The organism is Paenibacillus sp. FSL W7-1287 (assembly GCF_038004245.1).
GTDB lineage: Bacteria > Bacillota > Bacilli > Paenibacillales > Paenibacillaceae > Pristimantibacillus > Pristimantibacillus camelliae.
The window spans coordinates 2,771,594-2,794,861 of sequence record NZ_JBBORD010000001.1; the positions used below are offsets into that span (position 1 = coordinate 2,771,594).

The window sequence follows — 23,268 nt, forward strand, 5'->3', positions numbered from 1 at the left end:
TTGTTGCAATATGCTCATTAGCCTATTAAGCTTCCACCCATTCGACCTTTGCACCAAGTGCTTGCAAATGCTCAAAGTAATTAGGATAGGATTTGGCTACATGGTGTGCATCCTTTATACGAATCGGTGCAGCTGAGCGCAAGCCTACGATCGTTAAAGCCATAATAACGCGATGATCGTAATGTGCATTAATTTCCACACCGCCAGGCAGCCCTTCCGGACGACCATGGACAATGATTTCAGCTTGACGCTCTTCCACATTTGCACCGGCTTTGCGCAGCTCATTCAAATAGTCAGTAATTCTGTCACATTCTTTGTAGCGCAAGTTTTCTACATTGTAAAAGCGAGATGTGCCTTCTGCAAATACAGCAGCTGCAACCATCGCAAGTACAGCATCTGTTGCGTGATCGCCATCGAATTCTACCGCTTTTAGCTTGCTATTGCCCTGAACATGAACGATGTTGTTTTCATGCGTTAGTGGTACCTGCATCATTTTCAAAACATCTACAATTGCACGTTCACCCTGCTTACTATTTTCCATTAATCGATGTACAATAACATTAGAGTTTGTTACTGCCGCTGCAGCTAAAATTGCCGCAGATCCAGGATAATCTCCTTGAACGGTATATTCACGTGCTTGATAGGATTGATTGCCCGGAACAGTAAAACGCATGTAATCTTCGCTTGCATGAATAACAATGCCCGCTTGCTCCAGCACTTCTAGCGTTTGACCGATCACAACTTTCGATTTGAGATCATGCAACACTTCAATTTCACTATCTTCTTCAAGCAGTGGGGTTAGGAATAATAGAGCACTTAAAAATTGCGAGCTAATATTTCCAGAGACTTTAATGTGACCACCACGAGGCTTTCCGCCTTTAATACGAATAGGAAGCTTGCCTTCATTATGCTCGATTTCTACACCCATCGAAGTCAACGAATCAATTAAATCCATATGCGGACGCTTACCTAACGACTCAGGATAACGGTTAATAAACGTCACATCTGGACATAAAGAAGCTATTGCCATTAAAAAACGAAGAACTGCGCCTGCGTTACCAACATCTAGTTCCTTTATATCCTTCGGATTGCGGCCAAAGCCGGTAATAACGATTTTCTCATCATCCTCTTCTAGAGTAGCACCTAGATCGCGGATGCAGCGACGCATCGCGTCACTATCTTCACTATGAGCGGGATAATATATCGTGCTCTTGCCTTCAGCTAAAGCTGCAACAAGCAAATAACGCGTCGTATAGTTTTTCGAAGATAATGCTCCGATCTCACCTTGAAGGTTCGGAGTTGGGGTTACAATAACATCCATGTCTAAATCTCCTTTTCTAATCTATCTTGATTGGCTTTTATGCCAAGCATTAGCTATTTCATTTACGATTTGTGAGATGGATTGATCAGATGTATCGATCGTTAGATGTGCAAAATCGTATGCGTTTGCGCGTGCTTCAAGCAATGTATGCACTCGCTCTGCTACATCACCTTGTAATAGCGGACGGCCGCGATCGTTGGAAACACGAGAAATAATAACATCTGCACTTGCACTTAACTGGATAACAAGGCCACTTGCGAGCATGAGCTCTCGATTGACCGCCTTAAGCACAGCTCCTCCGCCAGTAGCAATAATCGCTGGATTCGGCAGCTCTAACAGCTGCTTAAGTACGTTAGATTCGATTGTACGGAAGCCATCTTCACCTTCCTGTACGAATATATCAGGAATTACACGACCATCCGAAGCGACAATTTCTTTGTCAACATCGAGGTTTGGCAGCTGAAGCGCTTCAGCTAATGCTTCAGCAACACTTGACTTACCAGTACCCATAAAGCCAATTAAAATAATTTTGTTAAAATCACTCATGCTATCATCCTTTACCAATGCTCATCTTGTCTATCATAACACTTTAGCCCTGTGAAGGGTAGATGTATGTTGATAAAAGACAAACTTTCAACTCAAGGAGGAACAACCATGAAAGAACAAACCATCCGTATCTTTCAAGATCAAACGAAACAAAAAATTAATCAAATTCTTGATCCAACCTATCCCTTGTCACGCGATGATGTTGTCTGGATGCTCGGCTATATAACAAAAAAAGTGGCTGATGCAGACCCAGCTGTACTGGGACTGTCTCAGCCACGATTAATTAAAAATTTCCACGCCTATGCTGAAGCAGCAATGGCGTTGATTCACCGCCGTTCAAGCAGTGAACAAGAAGCCGAGCGGTTACGCGAATGGCTTCGCGAAGCGGTGCACGGACTTCAAACCGATTAAATTAGGACATCCAGTTGAAGTGGAACGAACCTTCTTTATCCACACGTTTAAACGTATGAGCACCGAAGTAATCACGTTGCGCTTGCAGCAGGTTAGCTGGCAGACGCTCAGAACGGTAGCTGTCGAAGTATGATAGTGCACTAGAGAACGCTGGCACTGGAACACCGTATTTAACAGCGATCGCAATAACTTCACGCCATGCTGCTTGATAGGATTCCACAATGTTTTTGAAGTATTCGTCAAGCAGAAGGTTACGAAGGTTAGGATCACGATCGTAAGCATCTTTAATATTTTGAAGGAAGCGTGCACGAATGATGCAGCCGCCGCGGAAGATCATAGCGATGTCTCCGTAACGAAGATCCCAGCCGTATTCTTCAGATGCTGCGCGCATTTGAGCAAAGCCTTGTGCATAAGAGCAAATTTTACTTGCATAAAGCGCCTTACGGATTGCCTCGATGAACTCAGCTTTGTCGCCAGTGAATGCTGGACGCTCTGGTCCGCTAAGCACTTTGCTTGCAGCTACGCGCTCTTCCTTCATAGCAGACAAGAAGCGTGTAAATACAGACTCAGTGATGATGGACAATGGCACACCTAGGTCTAGTGAGCTTTGGCTCGTCCATTTTCCTGTTCCTTTTTGGCCAGCAGAGTCAAGGATAACGTCAACCATTGGCTTGCCAGTTTCAGGATCGTATTTAGAGAAGATATCACGAGTGATTTCAATTAGGTAGCTATCAAGCTCACCTTTATTCCACTCTGTGAAAATTTCATGAAGCTCTTCAGTTGATACGTTAAGTACATTTTTCAATAGGTCATACGCTTCACAAATAAGCTGCATATCACCATATTCAATTCCGTTATGAACCATTTTTACATAGTGTCCAGCACCATCTGGTCCAATATATGTGCAGCAAGCATCGTCGCCAACTTTTGCAGAGATTGCAGTTAGAATTGGCTCAACAAGCTCATAAGCTGATTTTTGTCCTCCTGGCATGATGGAAGGACCTTTTAGTGCGCCTTCTTCTCCGCCGGATACGCCCGTACCGATAAAACGGAATCCTTTTTCTTCAAGTTCTTTGCTACGACGCTGAGTATCAGGGAAGTATGCATTACCACCATCGATGATGATGTCACCTTCAGAAAGATGTGGAATTAGGGAGTTAATTGTCGCATCTGTACCCGCGCCTGCTTGTACCATAATTAAAATTTTGCGCGGAACTTCTAGTGATTGAACGAACTCTTCAATCGTATACGTAGGTACAAGATTTTTGCCTTGGCCTGAAATTTCTGCCATAAGCTCATCTGTTTTTTCTTTGGAGCGGTTAAATACTGATACAGTAAATCCACGGCTTTCAATATTAAGAGCTAGGTTACGGCCCATAACAGCCATGCCGATAACGCCAATTTGTTGTTTTGACATTTGGTTTATTCCATCCTTCTTCTTTATTTTTTTGCAATAGCTCTATTTTACTCCTTTTACTACAATAAGAAAACAGTTATCCGTGAATTTGTGATGAATTTCTCATCATAATTATCAATGAGACAGCTAAGTTATGTTTATAGTGTCCAAACATAGAACAAAAAAAACGAGGGTTAGCCCTCGTTTTTGTATATTTTCTATAATTTGATAGTTACATTTCCAGCTGCAACATTTCAAGTCTTAGTGTCTGCAGCTTCTTCGTGATTTGCTCGATTTGGTCTTCATTTTTCTCCAGAATGGCTTCATGCAAATTGCTTAGCTCGTAATCCAACTCCATGCGCAGTACACCGATTCTTTCCTCGGCTCGCTTCGATTGAAAAGCTTGAATCATGTCTTCAAAGGTAACAAAAGGCTTTTTCTGATAAATAATGCGATGCTCCATACCAGACACCTCCACCAATCGAATAATTTCACCAAACATAATGTTTTCAATGACGATTTGGCGATCCTTGATTCTTTTAACTACAGCATGACCACGAGAATCATTAATTAGCTTTTCAAGCAGCTCGGATAATCGTTCATCCTTTATAATGTAATCCCCAACTATACGGTAGCGCTGATTCACCTTTTCGAAGTGAAGCTTCACTAGCTTTCGCCCCGTTCGGATAGAAACAAGAAACTTACCATCTGTCTCACTCCAATATAGAGAGTAACCCTCCTGAATAAGCTCCCGTATTAGATTTTGGATTTGCCGCCGCTCGAAACGAAGCTCAAGGTTGCAATATTCTACTTCATAGTTTCTATTCACGGCAATCCCCCCTAATTTGACTGCTCAGCAAATCGCCTAAATGTTCTGACTATTTGCTGTTACCACTATCTTATACTTCATCTTATGTATTGGCAACTTGGTTTATTGACTATTTTTATCCGTTAAAGCATTTCCTAATCGTATTTACTATAACTTCTTTAGAAACTAATGATAATTTAAACGGTACAGCCTTCTATTATCCCTAACGAGACATGCGCTTATTTATATGTTATAATAATTATTAAATGATAAGACTTCTCAATAATTAAAACAATCTTGAAAGGACGCATGCTATGACAACAACTACAACTACTGGCTTTTCACCGAAAGATTTTGAAGTATTTCATATTCCTGGTCTTGAAGAACGCATGTCAGGCATTATTGAGCATATTAGACCAAAATTTCAGCGTATTGGCGAGCAGTTAGCTGCTGACATTAGTCCAGCTGTTGGCAACGAAATGTATCTTCATATCGCTAAGCATGCTCGGCGCACAGTAAATCCTCCAAACGATACTTGGCTTGCGCTATGTGCTTCAAAGCGTGGTTATAAAGCTCATCCACATTTTCAGCTAGGACTTTTTGATGATCATTTATTCGTTTGGCTCGCTTTAATCTATGAAGTACCTGGAAAGCGCAATATTGCTGCTTCCTTCCTCAATGATTTAGATGAATTTATCGCTCAAATTCCAGAGCAGTACGTCGTCTCTGTCGATCATATGAAAAAGGAAGCTACTCGAGCTTCGGAGCTTGATACTGATGGCTGGGAAAAATTATTGACAAGATTCCGTGATGTAGGTAAAGCAGAGCTTCTCATCGGTCAGCATCTAAAACCAAACGACCCGATCGTGCAGGATGAACAGCTGCTCATCGAGTTTGCAGCTCGCACCTATCATCAGCTTATGCCTTTATACAAGAAAGCATGTCTTGCTTATGCTTAATACGAATGAAAAGACTCACCTCATGCCCTTGCGTTGCTAGGCATGAGGTGAGTCTTTTTTAATTGATGTGTATCCTCTATTGCTCTACAAGCTTATTCGCATTACGATCTGCGAGCTTATAGTAATAAACGAGCAGCAGTGCTAGTAGGCTCAGTACGCCAGCTACAGCGTAAGGCAGTGTAATGGAGAATGAGAACAGAAACGCTCCAATTAGTGGGCCTGCAATCCTTCCTAGGCTGTCCATAGAATTGCTTAGACCTGATGCTACTCCAACGCTTACACGTGTCTTCAATGTAATTAATGACGTAATACACGGTCTTGTAATCGCATTACCAATTCCGAATACAACGATCGAGATCGTCGCCCAAGTAAAGCTATGTGCGCCAAGCAGCATAAAAAATCCTATGGCTGATATAATCAGTCCTGCAACGATAAACTTAGGCTCTTGACCAGGCTTCACATAACGACGGATGACTCCGCCTTGTATAACGGCTCCGGCAAGTCCTGAATATAGGAACATAAGTCCAACTTGACCAGGAGTAACATCAAAGCGCTCAATACCAAACAGCTGCAGTGTTGCTTCGATGAATGCGAGCGTAAATGTAACGAAAAATGCAAGCACGTATAAATATTTGGACACACCCTCAAATGCCTTCCATCGTGACACTCTCGGCTCGTCCTTAGATACTCGTGCGTCGGTATCCTTTAAGATTGTAATCGCAAGCAGTGTAGTTAAAAGCGAAAGTGCTGCAGCTACGAAGAAAGGCGTTTGATAAGAGATTACACTTAGCATCCCACCAATAGCAGGGCCAATCATAAAGCCAAAGCCAATGGAGATCCCTACGAAGGCCATTCCTTTCGTACGCGTTTCAGCCGTTGTAATATCAGCTACATAAGCGACGATAACCGAGGTTACAGCACCTGAGAATAATCCTCCTAGCGCGCGCGCCACATACATCAGTACAAGATTGCCGGCCACTAAGCCAAACATTAGAAAGCTAATACTAAAGCCGATTAAGCCCACAATTATTATTTTACGTCTGCCGATTCGATCAGACCATCCTCCCCAAACTGGAGATAGAATAAATGAAACTAACGAATAGATCGCAAGAATCGCACCATTATGTATTTCTGCATTGCTGGATGCTGTCTCTAATATGATCTCTGGCATAACTGGTATAATAATTCCAAATCCGATAAATGTAATCATTAGAATTGCCATGACGACAAGCATACGTTTATCCATATTTCTATATCCCTCCATCTTATAATCGTAACATAATCGCTCTGCTCTTAACTATGAACATTTCGTCACAACTTTTATCTTCAGTGCAGCTAGCTGTTATTTTTTGTTTTGAAATATATTGCATATCCTTTTGTTTTTGTTATACTCTATATGTTTGTACATCTGAAGAAAGGCAGGGATGTAAACGATGGATCATCATCGTACACCGCTCTTTACCGCGCTAACGAAACATGCAGCGCAGAACCCAGTACAGTTTCATATTCCGGGACATAAAAAAGGATTAGGGAGCGATCCCGAATTTCGTTCTTTTATTGGCGAAAATGCCCTGTCCATTGACTTAATTAACATTGCACCACTTGATGATCTACACCAGCCTACTGGAGTGATAGAAGAAGCTCAGCAGCTAGCTGCAGACGCATTCGGAGCTGATTACACCTATTTCTCCGTTCAAGGCACAAGCGGAGCAATTATGACGATGATCTTATCGGTATGCGCGCCTGGGGATAAAATTATTATTCCGCGCAATATTCATAAATCCGTGCTGTCTGCTATTATATTCGCCGGTGCTCGCCCAGTTTTTATCTCACCAGCTCAAGACAGTAAGCTTGGCATTGATCATGGGATTACGACTCGTTCGGTACGACGTGCGTTAGAGCGACATCCAGACGCAAAGGCTGTGCTTGTCATCAACCCAACCTATTTCGGCATTTGTGCCAATTTGAAGGAAATCGTTGAACTTGTTCACAGCTACCATATTCCCGTTCTTGTCGACGAGGCACATGGTGTGCTTATTCACTTCAATAAAAAGCTTCCAATGTCAGCTATGGAGGCTGGAGCAGATATGGCAGCTACAAGCGTGCATAAGCTTGGCGGTTCTATGACTCAAAGCTCCGTATTGAATGTGAAAAAAGGACTTATTAATCCACAGCGTGTGCAAACGATATTAAGCATGCTGACGACAACATCAACCTCCTATTTGCTGCTCGCTTCATTAGACACCTCTAGAAGACAGCTAGCGCTTTATGGTGAGAAAATTGCAGAACAAGCCATCGAGCTAGCTAATCAAGCACGTGAAGCGATTAACCAAATTCCAGGACTATACTGCTTCGGAGAAGAGATTCTAGGTGATGAAGCAACGTATGATTATGACCCTACAAAGGTGACGATACACGTTCGCCATCTAGGCATTACCGGTTATGATACAGAAAATTGGCTACGCGAGCATTTCAACCTTGAGATTGAGATGAGCGATATGTATAACATATTGTGCCTAGTTACACCAGGTGATAACTCAGAGTCAGTACAGAAGCTCATTATTGCCTTAAAAACATTATCTGAAACGTACTATGAAGGCGCAGAGGCTCGAGAGCTTGTCGTTAAAATTCCAGAGATTCCTCAGCTATCACTTACTCCTCGTGACGCTTTCTATGCAGAAACCGAGGTCATCCCATTCAAGGAATCGGCTGGACGTATTATTGCAGAGTTTATTTATGTGTATCCACCAGGCATTCCAATCTTACTGCCAGGTGAAGTTATTTCACAAAACAACATCGATTATATCATCGAGCATGTAGAGGTCGGCCTGCCAGTAAAGGGTCCTGAGGACCGCACAATCGAGCATGTTAAGGTGATCGTAGAGGAAACAGCGATCTTCTAGCAGCCCTCCTCCAATGTAATAGGAGTCCCTTCAGAGTGTATATAATCTGAAGGGACTCCTTTTTTATACATACCTCGATTTCCAATCTTCACCACATGCTGATCAGTTCTCAACTCTCCCCTAGCTTCCCTAATACAACACAACAATTATAACTAAAAAAATCCCGCTACAAATGCAGCGGGATACAGTGAGAATATTGATTTATCCTGAGATTAGAATACTGGAACCAGTGCTCCTTCATAGGTTTCCTCGATGAATTGCTTTACTTCTTCTGAAGTAAGAGCCTTAACAAGTTTTTGAATCGCCTCAGCGTCCTTATTATCTGGACGAGTTACAACGATATTTGTGTACGGCGAATCTTTATCCTCGATAAACAGTGCATCATTCATTGGATTCAATTGTGCTTCCAATGCGAAGTTCGTATTGATCAGCGCAAAATCGACCTCTTCCAATTGACGTGGAAGCATTGCTGCATCTAACTCAATAATGTCTAGATTTTTCGTATTCTCCGTAATATCTTTTTTCGTTGCAGTAATTCCTGCTTCTGGATTCAACTTAATGAAGCCTTGACTCTCAAGCAGCAACAACGCGCGTCCACCATTTGTTGGGTCATTCGGGATCGCAACTTTAGCGCCATCCTCGATTTCCTCTACAGATGTATATTTTTTAGAATAAGCGCCGAATGGCTCTACATGAATACCTGCTACAGCAACTAGCTCAAAGCCGTTTTGTGCATTTTGCTCATCAAGATAAGGCTGGTGCTGGAAGTAGTTTGCATCAAGCTGTTTTTCTTGCAGCTGAATGTTCGGTTGAACATAATCTGTAAACTCTTTTACCTCTAATTCGATGCCTTCCTCTTCAAGTGCTGGAGCTACAAACTTAAGAATATCAGCATGCGGTACTGTCGCACCAACAACAAGCTTTTCAAGCTGTGCAGGTGCTTCAGCTCCATTAGAGCCCGTTTCCTTATTTGTTGAGTTTGCCGAGTTGTTAGCTGCATCGTTTCCGTTTCCGCAAGCTGCTAAAACGAATACTAACGCTAAAGTAAGTACAGACAAAGACCATTTTTTCATACAGTTACCCCTCCAAAAAATCTTTTTTGTAAATAAGGCTTGATCTATATATATATTTCCTTATTTCCTCGAAAAATAAATCACTAGTCGGTCGCCAACCATTTGTAGTATTTGCACTAAAATGATCATAAACACAACGGAAATGAGCATAATCTCGGATTCATACCGATAGTAGCCATATCGAATTGCCAAGTCACCCAGCCCGCCGCCGCCAACCATACCTGACATTGCAGTATAGGAAACTAACGTAACGACTGTAATCGTCATACCGGCAATAAGACCTGGCAGTGATTCTGGTAGCAGAACTTTACGAATGACCTGCATCGTGGAAGCTCCCATTGCATAAGAGGCTTCAATGACGCCTTTGTCCACCTCTCGTAAAGACGTTTCTACGAGTCTTGCAAAAAACGGCGCAGCTGCAATAACAAGGGGCGGAATTGTCCCTTCTACGCCAGTAGATACTCCCATAATCATGCGAGTGAAAGGAATGAGAGCCAGAATCAATATAATAAAAGGAACGGAGCGGATGATGTTTACAACGAGTGACAATACTCTGTATATGGCTTGCAGCACGATGGAATTGGACTTTGAGAAAACAAATAGTATGATTCCAAGCGGCAGCCCGATAATAAACGTAAACAACGTTGCAAATCCCATCATTTGCAGGGTATCTATTGTTGCTCCTCCCATTTCATTCCAATCGATTGAAGAGAAATCCATTATTCCATCACCTCCACATCAAGGTCATGCTCTTGCAGCTTTTGAATCGTTTGCTGAACCGCATCCTCTGTACCTTCAAGCGCAACGATCAGTTTACCATAAGGAGTATCCTTAATCGTTGAGATTGCCCCCTGTAAAATAGCAAAGTCTACACCGGTTTCTCTAACCACCTGTGATAGTGTCGACTCATAGGTTTTTGAACCTAAATACGTAATATGAACGAGTCTTTTCCACTTCTGACCTGTCCGGTATACTGCATGCTCTCCGCTAAACGAATCACGATTGACAAATTCCTTCGTAATGAAATGCTTTGGCTTTAAGAATACCTCTGTAACGGGTCCTTCCTCAACGATGCCTCCAGCGTGAATAACAGCAACACGGTCACATATGCTTTGAATCACATGCATCTCATGAGTAATGAGCATAATCGTAAGGTTAAACTTTTTATTAATGTCTAGAAGCAAGCTAAGAATAGAATCAGTTGTTTGAGGATCCAGTGCAGAGGTTGCCTCATCACATAGCAGCACGTCCGGATCACTGGCAAGCGCCCTTGCAATACCTACCCGCTGCTTTTGCCCACCAGATAGTTGTGCTGGATATTTATTACGATGCTCCTCAAGGCCAACTAAGCTTAGCAGTTCTTCCACTTTGCTTTTTATTTCAGCTTTTCCAGCTCCTCTTATCGTTAGCGGAAACGCAATATTGTCATATACAGTAGCAGAGGACAATAGATTAAAGTGCTGAAAGATCATCCCGATCTTTCCTCTGTGCTGCTGCAGCTCTTTTTTTCCTAACCGCGTAAGCTCGACCCCGCCAACCCAAACCTCGCCAGATGTAGGTCGTTCAAGCAGGTTAATGCATCTGATCAACGTACTTTTTCCTGCTCCCGAATGACCAATTACACCAAAAATCTCGCCCTTTTCCACAGTCAAATTCAGCCCAGAAAGTGCCGTAGTTTGAGTTTTCTTTTTACCATAAACTTTTTTAATATTTTTTAGCTGAATCAAAGGTCTCCCCCCCTACTTGCTTGAGGCTATTTTCGTTAACCAATTATTTTATATATGTTAAGTCCGTTACACTCATTATATCCGACTATTCCCATTTGCTTTATTGCAATAACAATACTATACAATAAAATTGTTCTGTTGTCTCTCACATTTTTTCACAAATTTCGAGACGATTCAACGGAAACTTTATGAAATATTCATGAAAACGAGATAGACGCACAAAAAAACGGCCATGCATCAGTATGCACAGCCGCATAGTACATTGTTACTCACCGTTTTCGCTACGAGCAATTTCTTCGTAGATCGCTTGAACACGATCCCATTCCTCATCATCTTCAATACCAACAAGGAATGTTTCCTCTTCTTCTTCCTCGATTCGGAAAATAACACCATCGCGCTCTGGATCTTGACGATCAAGCAGTACAGCATACAATTGATCCTCTGATTCAAAGGTGTATACCATCACCATTTCACGCTCTTCGCCTTCATCATCGGCTATTATAAAGACATGCTCCTCATGCTCATGGTCATGGTCATGTCCGCATCCACAGTCTGGTCCGTGTTCATGTTCACTCACAGTCGTACCCTCATTTCACTAGAAATTTTGATTATGTAAACCATTCTATCCTAACAGAATGTGTGAACACGGTCAAATGAATTTAAGTGGAGGATATGATCTTCTCCGATGTAACGACCCACTCATCGCTAAATTCAGTTTGCATATAACAGCGAATGACATAATTACCGGAGGAACTAAAGCGATAGCTCGTCTCATCAGTAACGAACCAATAATTGTCTCTTTCCTTATCGACAGCAATTTTTTGAATGAGCGTTTCCTTGCCGCTTGGATCAACAATCGCAAATTTTACTGAATTCAGCTTGAATTGTACATTATCTACTTGAGCAAAGATTTTTATTTTCCCGCTAAAGCCTTTTGATACTTCACCAAATGTAGTTTCCGCGCCATTGCTGCTATTGTATACAAACATATGGACATTTGGATCATAGATCACTGCGGTTTTGCTGTTAGAGTTCCACTCAACGATTGCATTAAGTGATTCTCCAACTTTTCGCAGCGGTAAATACGTTGTATTTTCAAAGAGCACACCCACTTCGCCAATATTGATACCATTCACTAAAACCTTAATTTTCTGACTGGATGCATTTGCGAATATAATGGTTGAGCTCCATATCATCACTACGCAAACGAGCAGCAATAACTTTTTACCTTTCATGGTCTAACAACCTCCAGTATATGAGCTTCTAAATCGTTAGACTATATTCATATAAAAAAGTTGCGGTTAATGAAAGAAATTTAACGTTGAAAAATTTTACATTAATCATAATTACGCTACAATTTGTAATAATAACTACAATTCATGTTGAATATCCGCTATACTTCCGCTAAAATGCTAGCTATGGAAATATATTGTTCCAAATTTGACCAATTAAGCTTCATATTTTGTGATGTACATTACTGAAGTTTTGATCATAAACGACTATCTTTATAGATGAATGTCATGTGAGGAGGCATCTGCTTGAAAATTACGATGATTGGTACGGGAAATGCTTTTGCAAAAGCCTACTTTAATAACAATGCACTCCTTGAAACGGATAATATGAAACTTTTAATCGACTGTGGTATTACCTTGCCACATGCTTTATATCAATCAGGGAGAACATTTGCAGAGTTAGATGGTGTTCTAATTAGCCATATTCACGCAGATCATATAGGCGGACTTGAAGAGCTCGCTTATCAGATGATGTATACTTACGCAAGAAAGCCTACCCTTTATATTGCCGAAACATTAATTGAACCACTATGGAACCACTCCTTACGTGGCGGCCTTGTACAGGGGGAGCTCGATCACATTGAATGCTTCTTCAATGTCGTTCCACTTCAGCCAAACACAGATATTCAGCTTGCAGAGGATCTAAAGATAAAGCTGCTGAAGACAGATCATATTAAAAACAAAGACAGCTACTCATTTATTATAAATGATACTTTCTTCTACTCTGCAGACATGACTTTTAATCCAAAGCTGCTAGAGGAACTACACCAGGCTGGTGTACAAACCTTCTATCATGATTGCCAACTTGAAGGGCCGGGCCATGTTCATACAACCTTAAAAGAGCTGCTTACTCTTCCACTGGAACTTCAGCGGAAAATCAAGCTCATGCATTATAGCGACACAATAGGGAACTATATCGGTAAGACGGGTGCAATGGAAATTGTAGAGCAAGGCAAACCGTCAATTATCGAATAGGAGGGAGCTAATCTTATGCAGCACGAGGTTGTCGCGGTAAGAAGAAACAGTGAAGGAGATATTATTGAATTCAAGTTTTCCTCTGGAGAAGTTGTTGATTATCTACAAGCGCAGGAAATGGTGAAAAACGGAGAGATTAAAAACTTGCAGCTATTTAAGGGACGAGACCATGAGCAGCATATTCGGTCCATCCCTGACGATACCCCTGATAATAATCTCGATCAATTACCAACCTTTTAAATGAAAAAGGTAGGATGGGTTGCAAGAACCCCATCCTACCTTTTCTTATTTCGTATGCTGGTTTATTAGCTCTTTACGCATATTCCAAACCTTATCGCTAAGCACAACATCATATTTCTCAGGATTTAACTTGCGCAGCGTCTCAGGCCAAAATAGATCCAGCTGTGAACGGTGATAGTCAGCTATTTCCTTTACAGTCGGCAATTCATAAATGAGCTGTCCATTAACGAAAATCGGTGCAAGGATTGCCTGCACGCTGTAATTCTCCACTTTGCGTCTGATGTAGGGATGTGCAGGATCATATAGCATAAGCGGCTCTGCGCTACCCTCGAGCAGCTCATCATGCAGTACTATATAATCAGCCTCTGCCTTACCTGTTTCATTGCTTATAATCCGGTAAACATTTTTCTTACCAGGAGTCGTAATTTTCTCCGGATTGCCTGATATTTTAATGACAGGCTCATACTCACCTTCATTCTCTTTGGCAACAAGCTTATAGACTCCACCTAAAGCGGGGTTATCAGCCGCTGTTATAAGCTTTGTACCTATCCCCCAGCTATCAATACGGGCACCCTGCGCCTTAAGCTCCACGATAATGTTTTCATCCAAATCATTAGATGCAACAATCTTCACATCCTCTAATCCCGCCTGATCTAGCATCGTACGTGCACGCTTGGACAAATAAGCTAGGTCACCGCTGTCCAGACGTATCGCCTTCATGCGTTTACCTTTCTCAGCTAATTTCTTCGCTGTTTCAATCGCATGTGGTACCCCATCACGAAGGGTATCGTACGTATCAACGAGCAGCGTTACATCATCAGGCAAAGCCTCAGCGTAACGATCAAACGCCTCCTGCTCACTATCATGAATTTGCACCCATGCATGGGCATGCGTTCCTTTGGCTGGGATATCAAACAACATTGCTGCCCGCATGTTACTCGTTGCATGGAAGCCTACGATACAAGCCGCTCTAGCTCCCCATATCGCTGCATCAGCCTCCTGAGCACGCCTACTTCCAAACTCCATTAGAATGTCATTCGGAGCCACCTGCTTAATTCTTGCTGCCTTTGTAGCAATGAGCGTTTGAAAATTCACGAAATTCAATAACGCAGTCTCAATAATTTGAGCTTCAAATATAGAAGCTTCGACCCGGATGATCGGTTCATTCGGAAAAACTAATGTCCCTTCGATCGCAGCATATAAATCACCGTGAAATTTGAATTGGCGCAGTTCCTCTAGGAATGCCAGATCATAATTTTCCTCTTGATTTGCTAAAAACGCAATATCTTCATCGCTAAATCGTAAATTCTCGAGATAGCGAACAACTCGCTCTAAGCCAGCAGCAACGGCAAAGCCATTGCCAAATGGCAGCTTGCGAAAATATACATCAAATACTGTTTTTTGATGATGCGTATGATGCTTCCAATGCGCGTACATCATATTAATTTGATATTTATCTGTATGCAGCATCAAATGCTGTTCTGTCATCACTTACACCTGCTCCTTCTTACAACCTTAGTCGCTGTAGATATATGTATGGTAATGGTTTTATTATGAAGTTTTTTTGTAAGATGTCAAATAAAACGAAAAGAAGATAGGATTCAATCCTACCTTCTTTTCGTTTTATTATGGAGTGATTAGCTTCACTTTATAATGCGATGCAACATAGGTTTCAGCAATAGCTGTAGAGATAACCTGTGGATACATTTTATTTGGATCAGGATCGACTTGTTTAATCTTTACATATGCTGTATCTTGATCAAATGTAATTTCTGTAATAGCGATGCCGTAGCCTGGATGAGGCACAGTTGCGCTTACCGTTACTTTATTTACTTGATCCGTAACTTTTTCTGTTTTGAAAGTAACATCCGTAAGTGCAGATGGCTTGTTCTCATCGTCTTTATTACCGAATGTTTCATCAACGAAGGTTAACGCTTTATCTAGCCAAATCGCAGCTTCTTCACGAGTGATCGGCTTAGTAGGATTGAAGTTACCATTTTTGCTTAATTCAGCGAATTTAAGCAATAATAGCTTTTGGATTTCATCCTTGTATTCATCCTTAGCTTTATCAATATCTTTATAGTCGATGTGCATCATAATTAATGCGTAGTCACCTTTACGGTCGACTTGATTAATTAATAGTGCAGCGAATTCTTCGCGAGTTATGGAAGCATTCGGATTAACATTTTTGTCTAGTTCAATTCCGTTATAGAACCCATGTAAAAATGCCTCTGAGTACCATTTTCCATCCTTCACTTTTTTGTAAATATCACTTACTTTAGGCTCTTTTACAAATTTAATATGAGATAAATCAAGCTCGAACGCCTCATCAAGCATGACAACTGCTTGTGCATAGCTTAGCTTAGCTTGAGGATGATATGAACCCTTACCCTTTCCTTTGGAATCACCCTTAATTACACCGCGCTCCTTCAAATGAGTAATGTGCTTCTCTCCTTTCAGCCCTTTAATGTCGCCGAAAGCAGAAGCAACAGGAGTTAATGCCAGTACCATTAGCAATGATAATACAATAGCTGTTATTCGTTTTCCTTTCACATCAATTCCTCCTCGTAGTTATAATAGCTTCACTCGAATAAACGGTCATAACCGCTAATATGTTGCGCACTAGTGCATAAATTAAGTCTAATGCACTATCCTATCAATCTGTAGCCTAACCAGCCTATGTACAATTACTCACAAATAATATGTTGCTAAATGTTGTATGCTATGTTAATATATCTATTGTCGCTATAAATATACAGGACGGTAACTCAGCGGGAGAGTGCTACCTTGACAGGGTAGAAGTCGCGGGTTCGATCCCCGCCCGTCCTACCAGTACATAAACGTTCGAACCCCTTGATAATCAAGGGGTTTTTCTTGTTTTCTTAACTTATTTAAATCTCACTAAACACACTCTAGTAAATTATTGTTGGGGACGAACTGGGGACGAGAATGCACCAAGGTGTAAAAACAAAAAATGGGCGACCTTTATTATACCAATTAAAGAGTTCCCGCCAATAAAGGTGAGAGCTATATTCACTGATTAACTTTCAAATATTTGACAATAATATAAGTATTAAATTAAGGGGGGGTGTTAGATAAAATGAATAAGAATAATCCAAATCCGATGAACGAATGCGAGCAAATGGTTCAGATGTTGATTCAGCAAACGACTCACTCCTACCACGTTTATGAACAATTAAAACAACAAGAACAAAAAAGTGCTCAGCAATTTCAAAATTTAATTTCAAAAGAGCGTCAAGCTATACAAACTATACATACTGCTCTTCAATCTCACCAACAAGCTATTTCTGAAATGGAGCGAATAGTAGAAATGTATAAGCAAATTACACCCTCAGACAACAGTTCATCTTCAGACATTTACAGCTCATCTTCAGACAATCATTTCTCCAGTCAAAGTGGGCAACAGTTAACAAACTAAAATTTTATTGATTTTACCAACAAAAAAGCCCCTCCACCACTAATGCATAGGGGCTGTGCTGTAACTATTTAGTAAGTTTAGCTATGTATGTTTAGTTGAACACCGTTAAGTTTGGTTAGATACTGAGGGAGGACTTAAATCCTCCTTCTGTAATTTCTATAACATTTGCAAAATCTTAACTAATAGAAAATATAGTACATTGTCTGCGGTGCAAGCTATACTAGCAAGCGATTATTAGGATTGATTGGAATAACCAATATTTTATAGAAGCATTAGAGGTCATGCGCAGTTTTGTTTCAACACCTACATATACATATCAATGGAGAGTAGAATTTTACTCTCCTCTTTTTGTTCATTCTATAAATTGAAATTCGTCTTGATCATATTAGCTACTTCGCAGGCAGCTAGACGCGTATTGTTAATTCTTATGTAGTTCTCTCTTGTTATCTCGCCATCAAGGGAGTTCAAGCGATGCTGCTCTGCTGTCCTAATTAATTCCTGCTCCGAACGTGTGACATCTCGTTTGGTTGGTTTGTGCTCTAATCTATGAGGCGTTTTATTCCTTTCTATTCTCTCCTCTAGATCAGCTTCTAGCTCTACAAAATAAACCTCTCCGCCGTTGTTTTCGAATATTTTACAAACCTTATCGACATAGTCCCAGTCACTTTGTAGATCAAAGCCCCAAACATAGGTGAAAATCATTCCATACATATCGCTAGCAGCTGCTGCTTCAAAAACATCTTCACGGAATTTATTCACTAATCTCCACATTTCGTGGTTAAAGCCAAAATAGGGAGCTAATAACTCAATCGTCATATGATTGTGGAACAGATTTAGATCTGTAATCCTCTCAAGCTCATGTCCCACAGTCATTTTCCCTACTGCTTGCGGTCCAAATATCATCACAAACTTCACCAGCATCGCCACCTCGTAAGATAATTCCTTATAATACCAGAATATACTTTTCAAAGATACGATAATTTCTTTAAAATAAAAAATCCACTAAGCTAGGCTTAATGGATGGACATGACTCTATTCTATTAAATATACATTTTCAATAAATGGTGCCGAGGACCGGAATCGAACCGGTACGGTAGTCACCTACCGCAGGATTTTAAGTCCTGTGCGTCTGCCAGTTCCGCCACCCCGGCGTATAAGTATATTTGAATATGTAGAGTTATGTAAAGCAATGGTGCCGAGGACCGGAATCGAACCGGTACGGTAGTCACCTACCGCAGGATTTTAAGTCCTGTGCGTCTGCCAGTTCCGCCACCCCGGCAAAATAAATGGTGGGCCCTGAGGGACTCGAACCCCCGACAAATCGGTTATGAGCCGACTGCTCTAACCAACTGAGCTAAGGGCCCTCGATCATATAATGAATGCTATCATTACCGACTAGAGAATTTGGTTGCGGGGACAGGACTTGAACCTGTGACCTTCGGGTTATGAGCCCGACGAGCTGCCAACTGCTCCACCCCGCGTCATTGAAAATTTGTCCACTCGCAATGGCGACATGAATTAATATACTATAAACAAACATCTCACGTCAAGCATTTTTTACAACATTTTCTTCAGATTTTCTCATTCATTATTTTTCGAGCCCTTAGCATCGTTTTATTGGCGGTGTGCAGGCATATATCTTACACCGTATTTTCCTCGATTTGATTTGTAGATTTCAATTTCTTTGGGGCATTCCATACCATACATCCAATAATCATGCTCCATACGCTGAACAACACAGCTTGCTTGAAATTTCGATTCATACAATCGAATCCAGTACACCCACATATTCCTTTTCACCTCCATTGATAAGGATAGCGTGCCCAATTTATGCAGCTTCATTCAGCGCTACGTGAACATTGAGGCTTCAATTGCTGTTGTCCTCTGATTTTAGCGCTCCGTAAACAATGAGGCTCCATTTGCTGTTGTCCACTGATTTCAGCGCTCCGTAAACAATGAGGCTCCATTTGCTGTTGTCCACTGATTTCAGCGCTCCGTAAACAATGAGGCTCCATTTGCTGTTGTCCACTGATTTCAGCGCTCCGTAAACAATAAGGCTCCAATTGCTGTTGTCCACTGATTTCAGCGCTCCGTAAACAATAAGGCTCCATTTGCTGTTGTCCACTGATTTCAGCGCTCCGTAAACAATGAGGCTCCAATTGCTGTTGTCCACTGATTTCTTGAAGAATATTATATGTAGAAATCAGTGGACAAAGGCAAACGCTTCGCTTTTACGCTCTCATTGTTTACTCCGCTGGAGAGTTTGTTGGGGCTTGTGCTTCGTAGTTCTCTTCACCTTACTCCGCTGGAGCGTCTTTGTAGGTTGTATCTGCGTAGTCCTCTTCACCCTGACTCCGCTGGAGCGTCTTTGTAGGTTGTATCTGCTTAGTCCTCTTCACCTTATAATTCACTAGGGCTTAGTTTCTTCGATAACAGTCTCATCGTCCGTTGGAGTGCTTATCATAGACTCTAGCTTCCTTTCTCACACCTAACTAATGTTAGATAGGTATTTATGTTCAGAAGTCGTCGACGTGCCTTATACGGTCTGAGAACGTCAGGCTGACCTGTGCCTTTTCAATATAGTGTGCAACTATGTAAACTTTGCTAGCGTTATTATTAACAACTGGATAATTAAGGGAGGGTGAGTTTTGTGAGTACAAAAATACTCATTATATTGCTTTGTTGTAGTGTTACTCTATTAACTGGCTGTAATAAAGAAACCCCTGATGAATTATTAGATGTCCATATTCAATATTTAGAATCCTATGGATGGCACATTCAAGAGAAGCTTAGTGAGAATAGTGAAGTCATGAATTATTATCCTGAACGTATTGAATCGTTGCGTATTTCTTCAGGTTTAGATTTAGAGCCTTATAGAGGACAAGAACTTTATATTACGGGTTATGTGCTGGAGGAAAGACAGGCTTCTGGAGAGAAAGTGTATGCCTCCATTTATGAATTAGACGGTGAGATCATTGGAGGCAGTGGCGCCTTAGAAAGCTGGACACCAGGGAGATTCGCTCTTACTGATAAAGAAAGATTGATGAAAGAAGGGATTATTACACCATGAATTTCTTAGTGAAACGTTATGCCAACCGCGATATCTATTCCAAATGTGATTGTGTCTGCAAATAGCAATCAATAATTATTGGGCTACAATGTTCTAGAGTAAAAGGCTGAATTTTATTTCAGTCTCTCCTCATCAAACCGTACGTGAAGTTTTCCCTCATACGGCTTTCCGATGTTCTTCTTTCATGCGCATGCAGATTACAATAGTGTTTTTAATCCAACTTGCTTGGCTATAAACTTTACTTCATGAAATGAGCTCATCCATCTTCTTCGCTGTCTCTTCTTGGCGTACCATCTTGTGAATCGTTGTAAAATATACCAATCTAGCTTAGCTAGTTTTAACTGACTGTAGGAAGTGTAATAATAATTACGCCATCCTTGAATCTTTGGGTTTAACCATTTCACATGGTCTGCGAAGGAGATGACACGCATACGTGGGGGCGCTAATCTTTCTTTGACCACTTCCCGTATCCGTTCTTCTGCTTTCGTTGTCAGCCATTGTTGAGTAGTATAGTATATTTTACCCGTTGACGTTTCTGCCTTCGTTTTTCGATGGTGCATACCGAGAAAATCAAAACCTTCTTCCCCTGTCCATAGACCGATGATTCGAGTTTTTGTAGGGTGCAGCGTTAGTTCTAATCGTTCCATAATGGCTCTAATCAACTTAAACGCATGGTCGGCATCTTTCTTGGTTTTGCACACGACGACAAAATCATCTGCGTACCTCGTAAGTTCACCTAATGCTTTACCATGTCGTTCCCATATCACATCGAAATAATTCAGATAGATATTCGCCAATAGCGGGCTAATGACTCCACCTTGAGGTGTGCCTAAATCTGAACGTCGGACTTGTCCTTCCTCCATTACACCAGCTTGCAACCATTTGCGAATGAGTTTCAGAACTCGTCTGTCATTGATTCGCATTTCCACCAACTTCATCAGTTTCTCTTGATTAATGTTGTCAAAGTAGCCTTGGATGTCGACGTCGATCACCCAGTTACCTTTACGGTTGCATGCCTTTCGTATACGATCTAGCGCTTGCTTAGCACTGCGCTTCGGTCGAAAACCATAAGAGGATTCTTGAAAGTCAGTTTCAAATATGGGCTCAATCATGAGTTTTGTTGCCATTTGTATGACTCGATCTCGCACGGTTGGAATACCTAGCGGACGTTGCTTCCCATCCTTCTTCGGAATGTATTGCCGTCTTACAGGCTCGGGATGGTAATTCCCTTGTTCTAGTTGCTTTTGACAGTCATGTAGAAACGCCTCGACGCCTATCTTTTCGATATTCGCCAATGTTTCACCATCGACTCCAGCTGCTCCTTTGTTTGCCCGTACTCGGTTCCAAGCTTCCCCCAATGTATTCCATGCATAGATTTTGTCATACAAAGCGTGGAATTTACGCTTTTTGTTCTCCTTGGCTGCATGACCTAGCTTTTCTTGGAGTTGTTGAACTTTTTCCTTTGGTGTTGTTAGCCTTTTGGCATTCACTCACTCGTACCTCCTTAAATAGCTTGAACAAAGCAGGGCTCCTTTCCTCCCACAGGTTATGTTGTCCTGAGATTCTTAGGTACTATGAGCCCCTCGGACTCCCTTCCTGCAGATGACTCATTTCGCTTTTTGGGCTTATAGAGTATCTCTTTACAGTTTTTTTTTTTTTTTTTTTCTGTGCAGGGGAGGGTCTCCCCAGTTCACTGCATTATCTTTCATACCATGCAGCTCCCCATACGCCGGAGGATTCTTCACTGTTGTTCCAAGTTCTTGTGCAGCTTCCTTGGCCTTCGTCTAATTTAGCGAGACTCGGCTTCCCCTTTTCCCTTTTGCAAGGCCTTTTTAACGACGCGGCAGGATTCACTTTATGTTACAGCCTGGTATGTTGCTCGCCCTATCTCTGACAGGTACTTTCGTCGATACGCTTCTACGTACAGATTTCGCCATACGCAGGTACCCTAGCTACAAAGGTGGCTTGGCCCCTCCTTCGGTTGGACTTTCACCAACTAGATAATGCGTGCCTCTGGGCACGCCCACACAAAAAAGCAGGATGGAAAAAAATGCGTACATTTTTTCCATCCTGCTATGCATTTAGATATTATGATGATTAGTTAGCGCTTATGAGCTACCTCAGCGACGCTCACATCGCTTTCTGCTGTCTCAGCCTTACTATCATTTGCATCACTTGCTTCATCCTTAGGAGCTTCTTCCTCAGCCTGAGATTCAGCCTTTGCCGGCTGCTCTGGAGATGTGATCGTGAGCTTCTCGCCGTCAAACTCCATTAGCACCTTGTCCTTAATGTTCATTGCCTTCAGATACTCTTTAGGCACCTGTAGTCTTCCGACTCGGTCAACGACAACGTATGCGACATGCGCAGCATTGTCGCCACGATGAGATGAGAAGGAAACGAATCCATCCTTAGCTGCTCCAAGTTCTGGATTATGCTTTACGAATTCCGTACTCGTCAATCCATCCCGGATCGCCACGACACGATCAACCTGACTTGCTAGCTCCATATCATGCGTAACGATAACAATCGTAACGCCGATCTCTTTGTTAAGCTTACGGAATATGTTCATGATCATATCTGAGGTAGCCGTATCTACTGATCCCGTCGGCTCATCGGCAAGCAGAAGCTGTGGACGGTTAGATAAAGAGATGGCGATCGCTACACGCTGCTGCTCACCACCTGATAGCTGATGAAGCTTGTTGTTCATACGATGACCTAGTCCGACCCACTCGAGCAGCTGCTTCGCGTATTCGCGATCCAGCTTACCTGAGAGCATCATCGGCATTTCCACGTTCTCAAGTGCGGTTAGATAGGGTAGCAGGTTTCGTGCATTGTTTTGCCAGATGAACCCTACTGTGTCGCGTTTATACTCGACAAGCTGCTCTTCGGTCATTTTAAGCAGATCCCACTTCCCTACTCTTACCTGTCCCGCAGAGGGGCGGTCAAGACCGCCCAGCGTATTCAGAAGCGTTGACTTTCCGCTTCCGCTATTACCGATGATCGCCATAAGCTCGCCTTGCGAGACAGACAGATTCAAGCCCTGCAACGCGACAACCTCTAGATCATCTGTTTTGTATATTTTGACTAGCCCTTCACAATGTATCATCC

Annotated in this window: 24 protein-coding genes and 5 tRNA genes; 8 read left to right on the forward strand and 21 right to left on the reverse strand. The window is 41.9% G+C overall.

Translation table 11 applies throughout. From position 1 onward, the window contains the following. Positions 1 to 25: 25 nt before the first annotated feature. Together aroA and NSQ99_RS12640 are read right to left on the reverse strand one after the other, a co-directional pair. Positions 26 to 1,321: a 3-phosphoshikimate 1-carboxyvinyltransferase gene (aroA, locus tag NSQ99_RS12635; RefSeq protein WP_340837004.1), complete on the reverse strand. Its 1,296-nt coding sequence runs from the start codon at positions 1,319 to 1,321 to the stop codon at positions 26 to 28. 21 nt (positions 1,322 to 1,342) lie between these two features. Continuing rightward, positions 1,343 to 1,867 (reverse strand): shikimate kinase, encoded by a 525-nt coding sequence (locus NSQ99_RS12640; protein ID WP_340837006.1) that lies wholly within the window; start codon positions 1,865 to 1,867, stop codon positions 1,343 to 1,345. 108 nt (positions 1,868 to 1,975) lie between these two features. Here NSQ99_RS12640 and NSQ99_RS12645 point away from each other — a divergent pair, with 108 nt between their 5' ends. Next, entirely contained in the window at positions 1,976 to 2,278 is a 303-nt protein-coding gene (locus NSQ99_RS12645; protein ID WP_251665625.1) for a hypothetical protein, read from the forward strand. A 1-nt stretch (position 2,279) separates the two neighbouring features. Here the strand turns inward: NSQ99_RS12645 and gndA are convergent, their stop codons facing one another. Further along, entirely contained in the window at positions 2,280 to 3,695 is a 1,416-nt protein-coding gene (gndA, locus tag NSQ99_RS12650; protein WP_251665626.1) for an NADP-dependent phosphogluconate dehydrogenase, read from the reverse strand. A 211-nt stretch (positions 3,696 to 3,906) separates the two neighbouring features. After that, entirely contained in the window at positions 3,907 to 4,503 is a 597-nt protein-coding gene (locus NSQ99_RS12655; protein WP_251665627.1) for a hypothetical protein, read from the reverse strand. A gap of 293 nt (positions 4,504 to 4,796) precedes the next feature. On the opposite strand from NSQ99_RS12655, the gene NSQ99_RS12660 reads away from it, so the two are divergent. Then, complete coding sequence (locus NSQ99_RS12660; protein WP_340837007.1) at positions 4,797 to 5,441, forward strand: YktB family protein; 645 nt, start codon at positions 4,797 to 4,799, stop codon at positions 5,439 to 5,441. A gap of 76 nt (positions 5,442 to 5,517) precedes the next feature. On the opposite strand, the gene NSQ99_RS12665 is transcribed toward NSQ99_RS12660, so the two are convergent. After that, positions 5,518 to 6,687, reverse strand: coding sequence for an MFS transporter (locus NSQ99_RS12665; RefSeq protein WP_340837009.1), 1,170 nt, complete (start codon positions 6,685 to 6,687; stop codon positions 5,518 to 5,520). Positions 6,688 to 6,874: 187 nt separating this feature from the next. Here NSQ99_RS12665 and NSQ99_RS12670 point away from each other — a divergent pair, with 187 nt between their 5' ends. Beyond that, positions 6,875 to 8,344, forward strand: coding sequence for an aminotransferase class I/II-fold pyridoxal phosphate-dependent enzyme (locus NSQ99_RS12670; RefSeq protein ID WP_251665630.1), 1,470 nt, complete (start codon positions 6,875 to 6,877; stop codon positions 8,342 to 8,344). Between the two features lie 212 nt (positions 8,345 to 8,556). Here NSQ99_RS12670 and NSQ99_RS12675 read toward each other — a convergent pair whose 3' ends face one another. The 5 genes from NSQ99_RS12675 to NSQ99_RS12695 all read right to left on the reverse strand — a co-directional run bounded on the left by NSQ99_RS12675 (position 8,557) and on the right by NSQ99_RS12695 (position 12,379). Then, a complete protein-coding gene (locus NSQ99_RS12675) occupies positions 8,557 to 9,417 on the reverse strand; it encodes a MetQ/NlpA family ABC transporter substrate-binding protein (RefSeq protein ID WP_251665631.1) in 861 nt (286 codons plus the stop codon). 60 nt (positions 9,418 to 9,477) lie between these two features. Beyond that, entirely contained in the window at positions 9,478 to 10,137 is a 660-nt protein-coding gene (locus NSQ99_RS12680) for a methionine ABC transporter permease (protein ID WP_251665632.1), read from the reverse strand. Beyond that, a complete protein-coding gene (locus NSQ99_RS12685) occupies positions 10,137 to 11,144 on the reverse strand; it encodes a methionine ABC transporter ATP-binding protein (protein ID WP_340837011.1) in 1,008 nt (335 codons plus the stop codon). The genes NSQ99_RS12680 and NSQ99_RS12685 overlap by 1 nt, the downstream gene beginning before the upstream one ends. 265 nt (positions 11,145 to 11,409) lie before the next feature. Further along, complete coding sequence (locus NSQ99_RS12690; protein WP_251665634.1) at positions 11,410 to 11,721, reverse strand: DUF1292 domain-containing protein; 312 nt, start codon at positions 11,719 to 11,721, stop codon at positions 11,410 to 11,412. 82 nt (positions 11,722 to 11,803) lie between these two features. Continuing rightward, the gene (locus NSQ99_RS12695) at positions 11,804 to 12,379 is read right to left on the reverse strand and encodes a stalk domain-containing protein (RefSeq protein WP_251665635.1); all 576 of its coding nucleotides are present in this window, start codon (positions 12,377 to 12,379) and stop codon (positions 11,804 to 11,806) included. A 297-nt stretch (positions 12,380 to 12,676) separates the two neighbouring features. Here NSQ99_RS12695 and NSQ99_RS12700 point away from each other — a divergent pair, with 297 nt between their 5' ends. Together NSQ99_RS12700 and NSQ99_RS12705 are read left to right on the forward strand one after the other, a co-directional pair. Beyond that, positions 12,677 to 13,411, forward strand: a complete 735-nt coding sequence (locus tag NSQ99_RS12700; RefSeq protein WP_340838789.1) for an MBL fold metallo-hydrolase — start codon at positions 12,677 to 12,679, stop codon at positions 13,409 to 13,411. Positions 13,412 to 13,426: 15 nt separating this feature from the next. After that, positions 13,427 to 13,651 carry a DUF3892 domain-containing protein gene (locus NSQ99_RS12705; RefSeq protein WP_251665636.1) on the forward strand — a complete coding sequence of 75 codons (225 nt, stop codon included), beginning with the start codon at positions 13,427 to 13,429 and terminating at the stop codon, positions 13,649 to 13,651. Positions 13,652 to 13,696: 45 nt separating this feature from the next. Here NSQ99_RS12705 and NSQ99_RS12710 read toward each other — a convergent pair whose 3' ends face one another. Both NSQ99_RS12710 and NSQ99_RS12715 read right to left on the reverse strand, forming a co-directional pair. Further along, entirely contained in the window at positions 13,697 to 15,139 is a 1,443-nt protein-coding gene (locus NSQ99_RS12710) for a nicotinate phosphoribosyltransferase (protein ID WP_340838790.1), read from the reverse strand. Positions 15,140 to 15,277: 138 nt separating this feature from the next. Next, entirely contained in the window at positions 15,278 to 16,204 is a 927-nt protein-coding gene (locus NSQ99_RS12715) for an S-layer homology domain-containing protein (RefSeq protein WP_340837013.1), read from the reverse strand. A gap of 204 nt (positions 16,205 to 16,408) precedes the next feature. On the opposite strand from NSQ99_RS12715, the gene NSQ99_RS12720 reads away from it, so the two are divergent. Next, positions 16,409 to 16,483 (forward strand) — tRNA-Val (locus NSQ99_RS12720). Between the two features lie 268 nt (positions 16,484 to 16,751). Beyond that, positions 16,752 to 17,090 carry a hypothetical protein gene (locus NSQ99_RS12725; RefSeq protein WP_251665638.1) on the forward strand — a complete coding sequence of 113 codons (339 nt, stop codon included), beginning with the start codon at positions 16,752 to 16,754 and terminating at the stop codon, positions 17,088 to 17,090. Between the two features lie 357 nt (positions 17,091 to 17,447). On the opposite strand, the gene NSQ99_RS12730 is transcribed toward NSQ99_RS12725, so the two are convergent. From NSQ99_RS12730 to NSQ99_RS12760, 7 genes are all read right to left on the reverse strand, one after another. Further along, positions 17,448 to 18,005 carry an AAA family ATPase gene (locus NSQ99_RS12730; protein ID WP_340837015.1) on the reverse strand — a complete coding sequence of 186 codons (558 nt, stop codon included), beginning with the start codon at positions 18,003 to 18,005 and terminating at the stop codon, positions 17,448 to 17,450. A 147-nt stretch (positions 18,006 to 18,152) separates the two neighbouring features. After that, a tRNA-Leu gene (locus NSQ99_RS12735) sits at positions 18,153 to 18,241 on the reverse strand. Between the two features lie 39 nt (positions 18,242 to 18,280). Next, positions 18,281 to 18,369 (reverse strand) — tRNA-Leu (locus tag NSQ99_RS12740). Between the two features lie 8 nt (positions 18,370 to 18,377). Continuing rightward, a tRNA-Ile gene (locus tag NSQ99_RS12745) sits at positions 18,378 to 18,454 on the reverse strand. A 41-nt stretch (positions 18,455 to 18,495) separates the two neighbouring features. Further along, positions 18,496 to 18,571 (reverse strand) — tRNA-Met (locus tag NSQ99_RS12750). A 133-nt stretch (positions 18,572 to 18,704) separates the two neighbouring features. Continuing rightward, positions 18,705 to 18,896: a hypothetical protein gene (locus NSQ99_RS12755; RefSeq protein ID WP_340837016.1), complete on the reverse strand. Its 192-nt coding sequence runs from the start codon at positions 18,894 to 18,896 to the stop codon at positions 18,705 to 18,707. Positions 18,897 to 18,957: 61 nt separating this feature from the next. Beyond that, the gene (locus NSQ99_RS12760) at positions 18,958 to 19,215 is read right to left on the reverse strand and encodes a hypothetical protein (protein WP_340837018.1); all 258 of its coding nucleotides are present in this window, start codon (positions 19,213 to 19,215) and stop codon (positions 18,958 to 18,960) included. Between the two features lie 525 nt (positions 19,216 to 19,740). On the opposite strand from NSQ99_RS12760, the gene NSQ99_RS12765 reads away from it, so the two are divergent. Then, positions 19,741 to 20,160: a DUF4830 domain-containing protein gene (locus NSQ99_RS12765; RefSeq protein ID WP_251665642.1), complete on the forward strand. Its 420-nt coding sequence runs from the start codon at positions 19,741 to 19,743 to the stop codon at positions 20,158 to 20,160. Positions 20,161 to 20,357: 197 nt separating this feature from the next. Here the strand turns inward: NSQ99_RS12765 and ltrA are convergent, their stop codons facing one another. Further along, entirely contained in the window at positions 20,358 to 21,650 is a 1,293-nt protein-coding gene (gene ltrA / locus NSQ99_RS12770) for a group II intron reverse transcriptase/maturase (RefSeq protein WP_340835877.1), read from the reverse strand. 611 nt (positions 21,651 to 22,261) lie between these two features. Beyond that, the gene (locus NSQ99_RS12775; protein ID WP_251665643.1) at positions 22,262 to 23,266 is read right to left on the reverse strand and encodes an ABC transporter ATP-binding protein; all 1,005 of its coding nucleotides are present in this window, start codon (positions 23,264 to 23,266) and stop codon (positions 22,262 to 22,264) included. Positions 23,267 to 23,268: the final 2 nt, after the last annotated feature.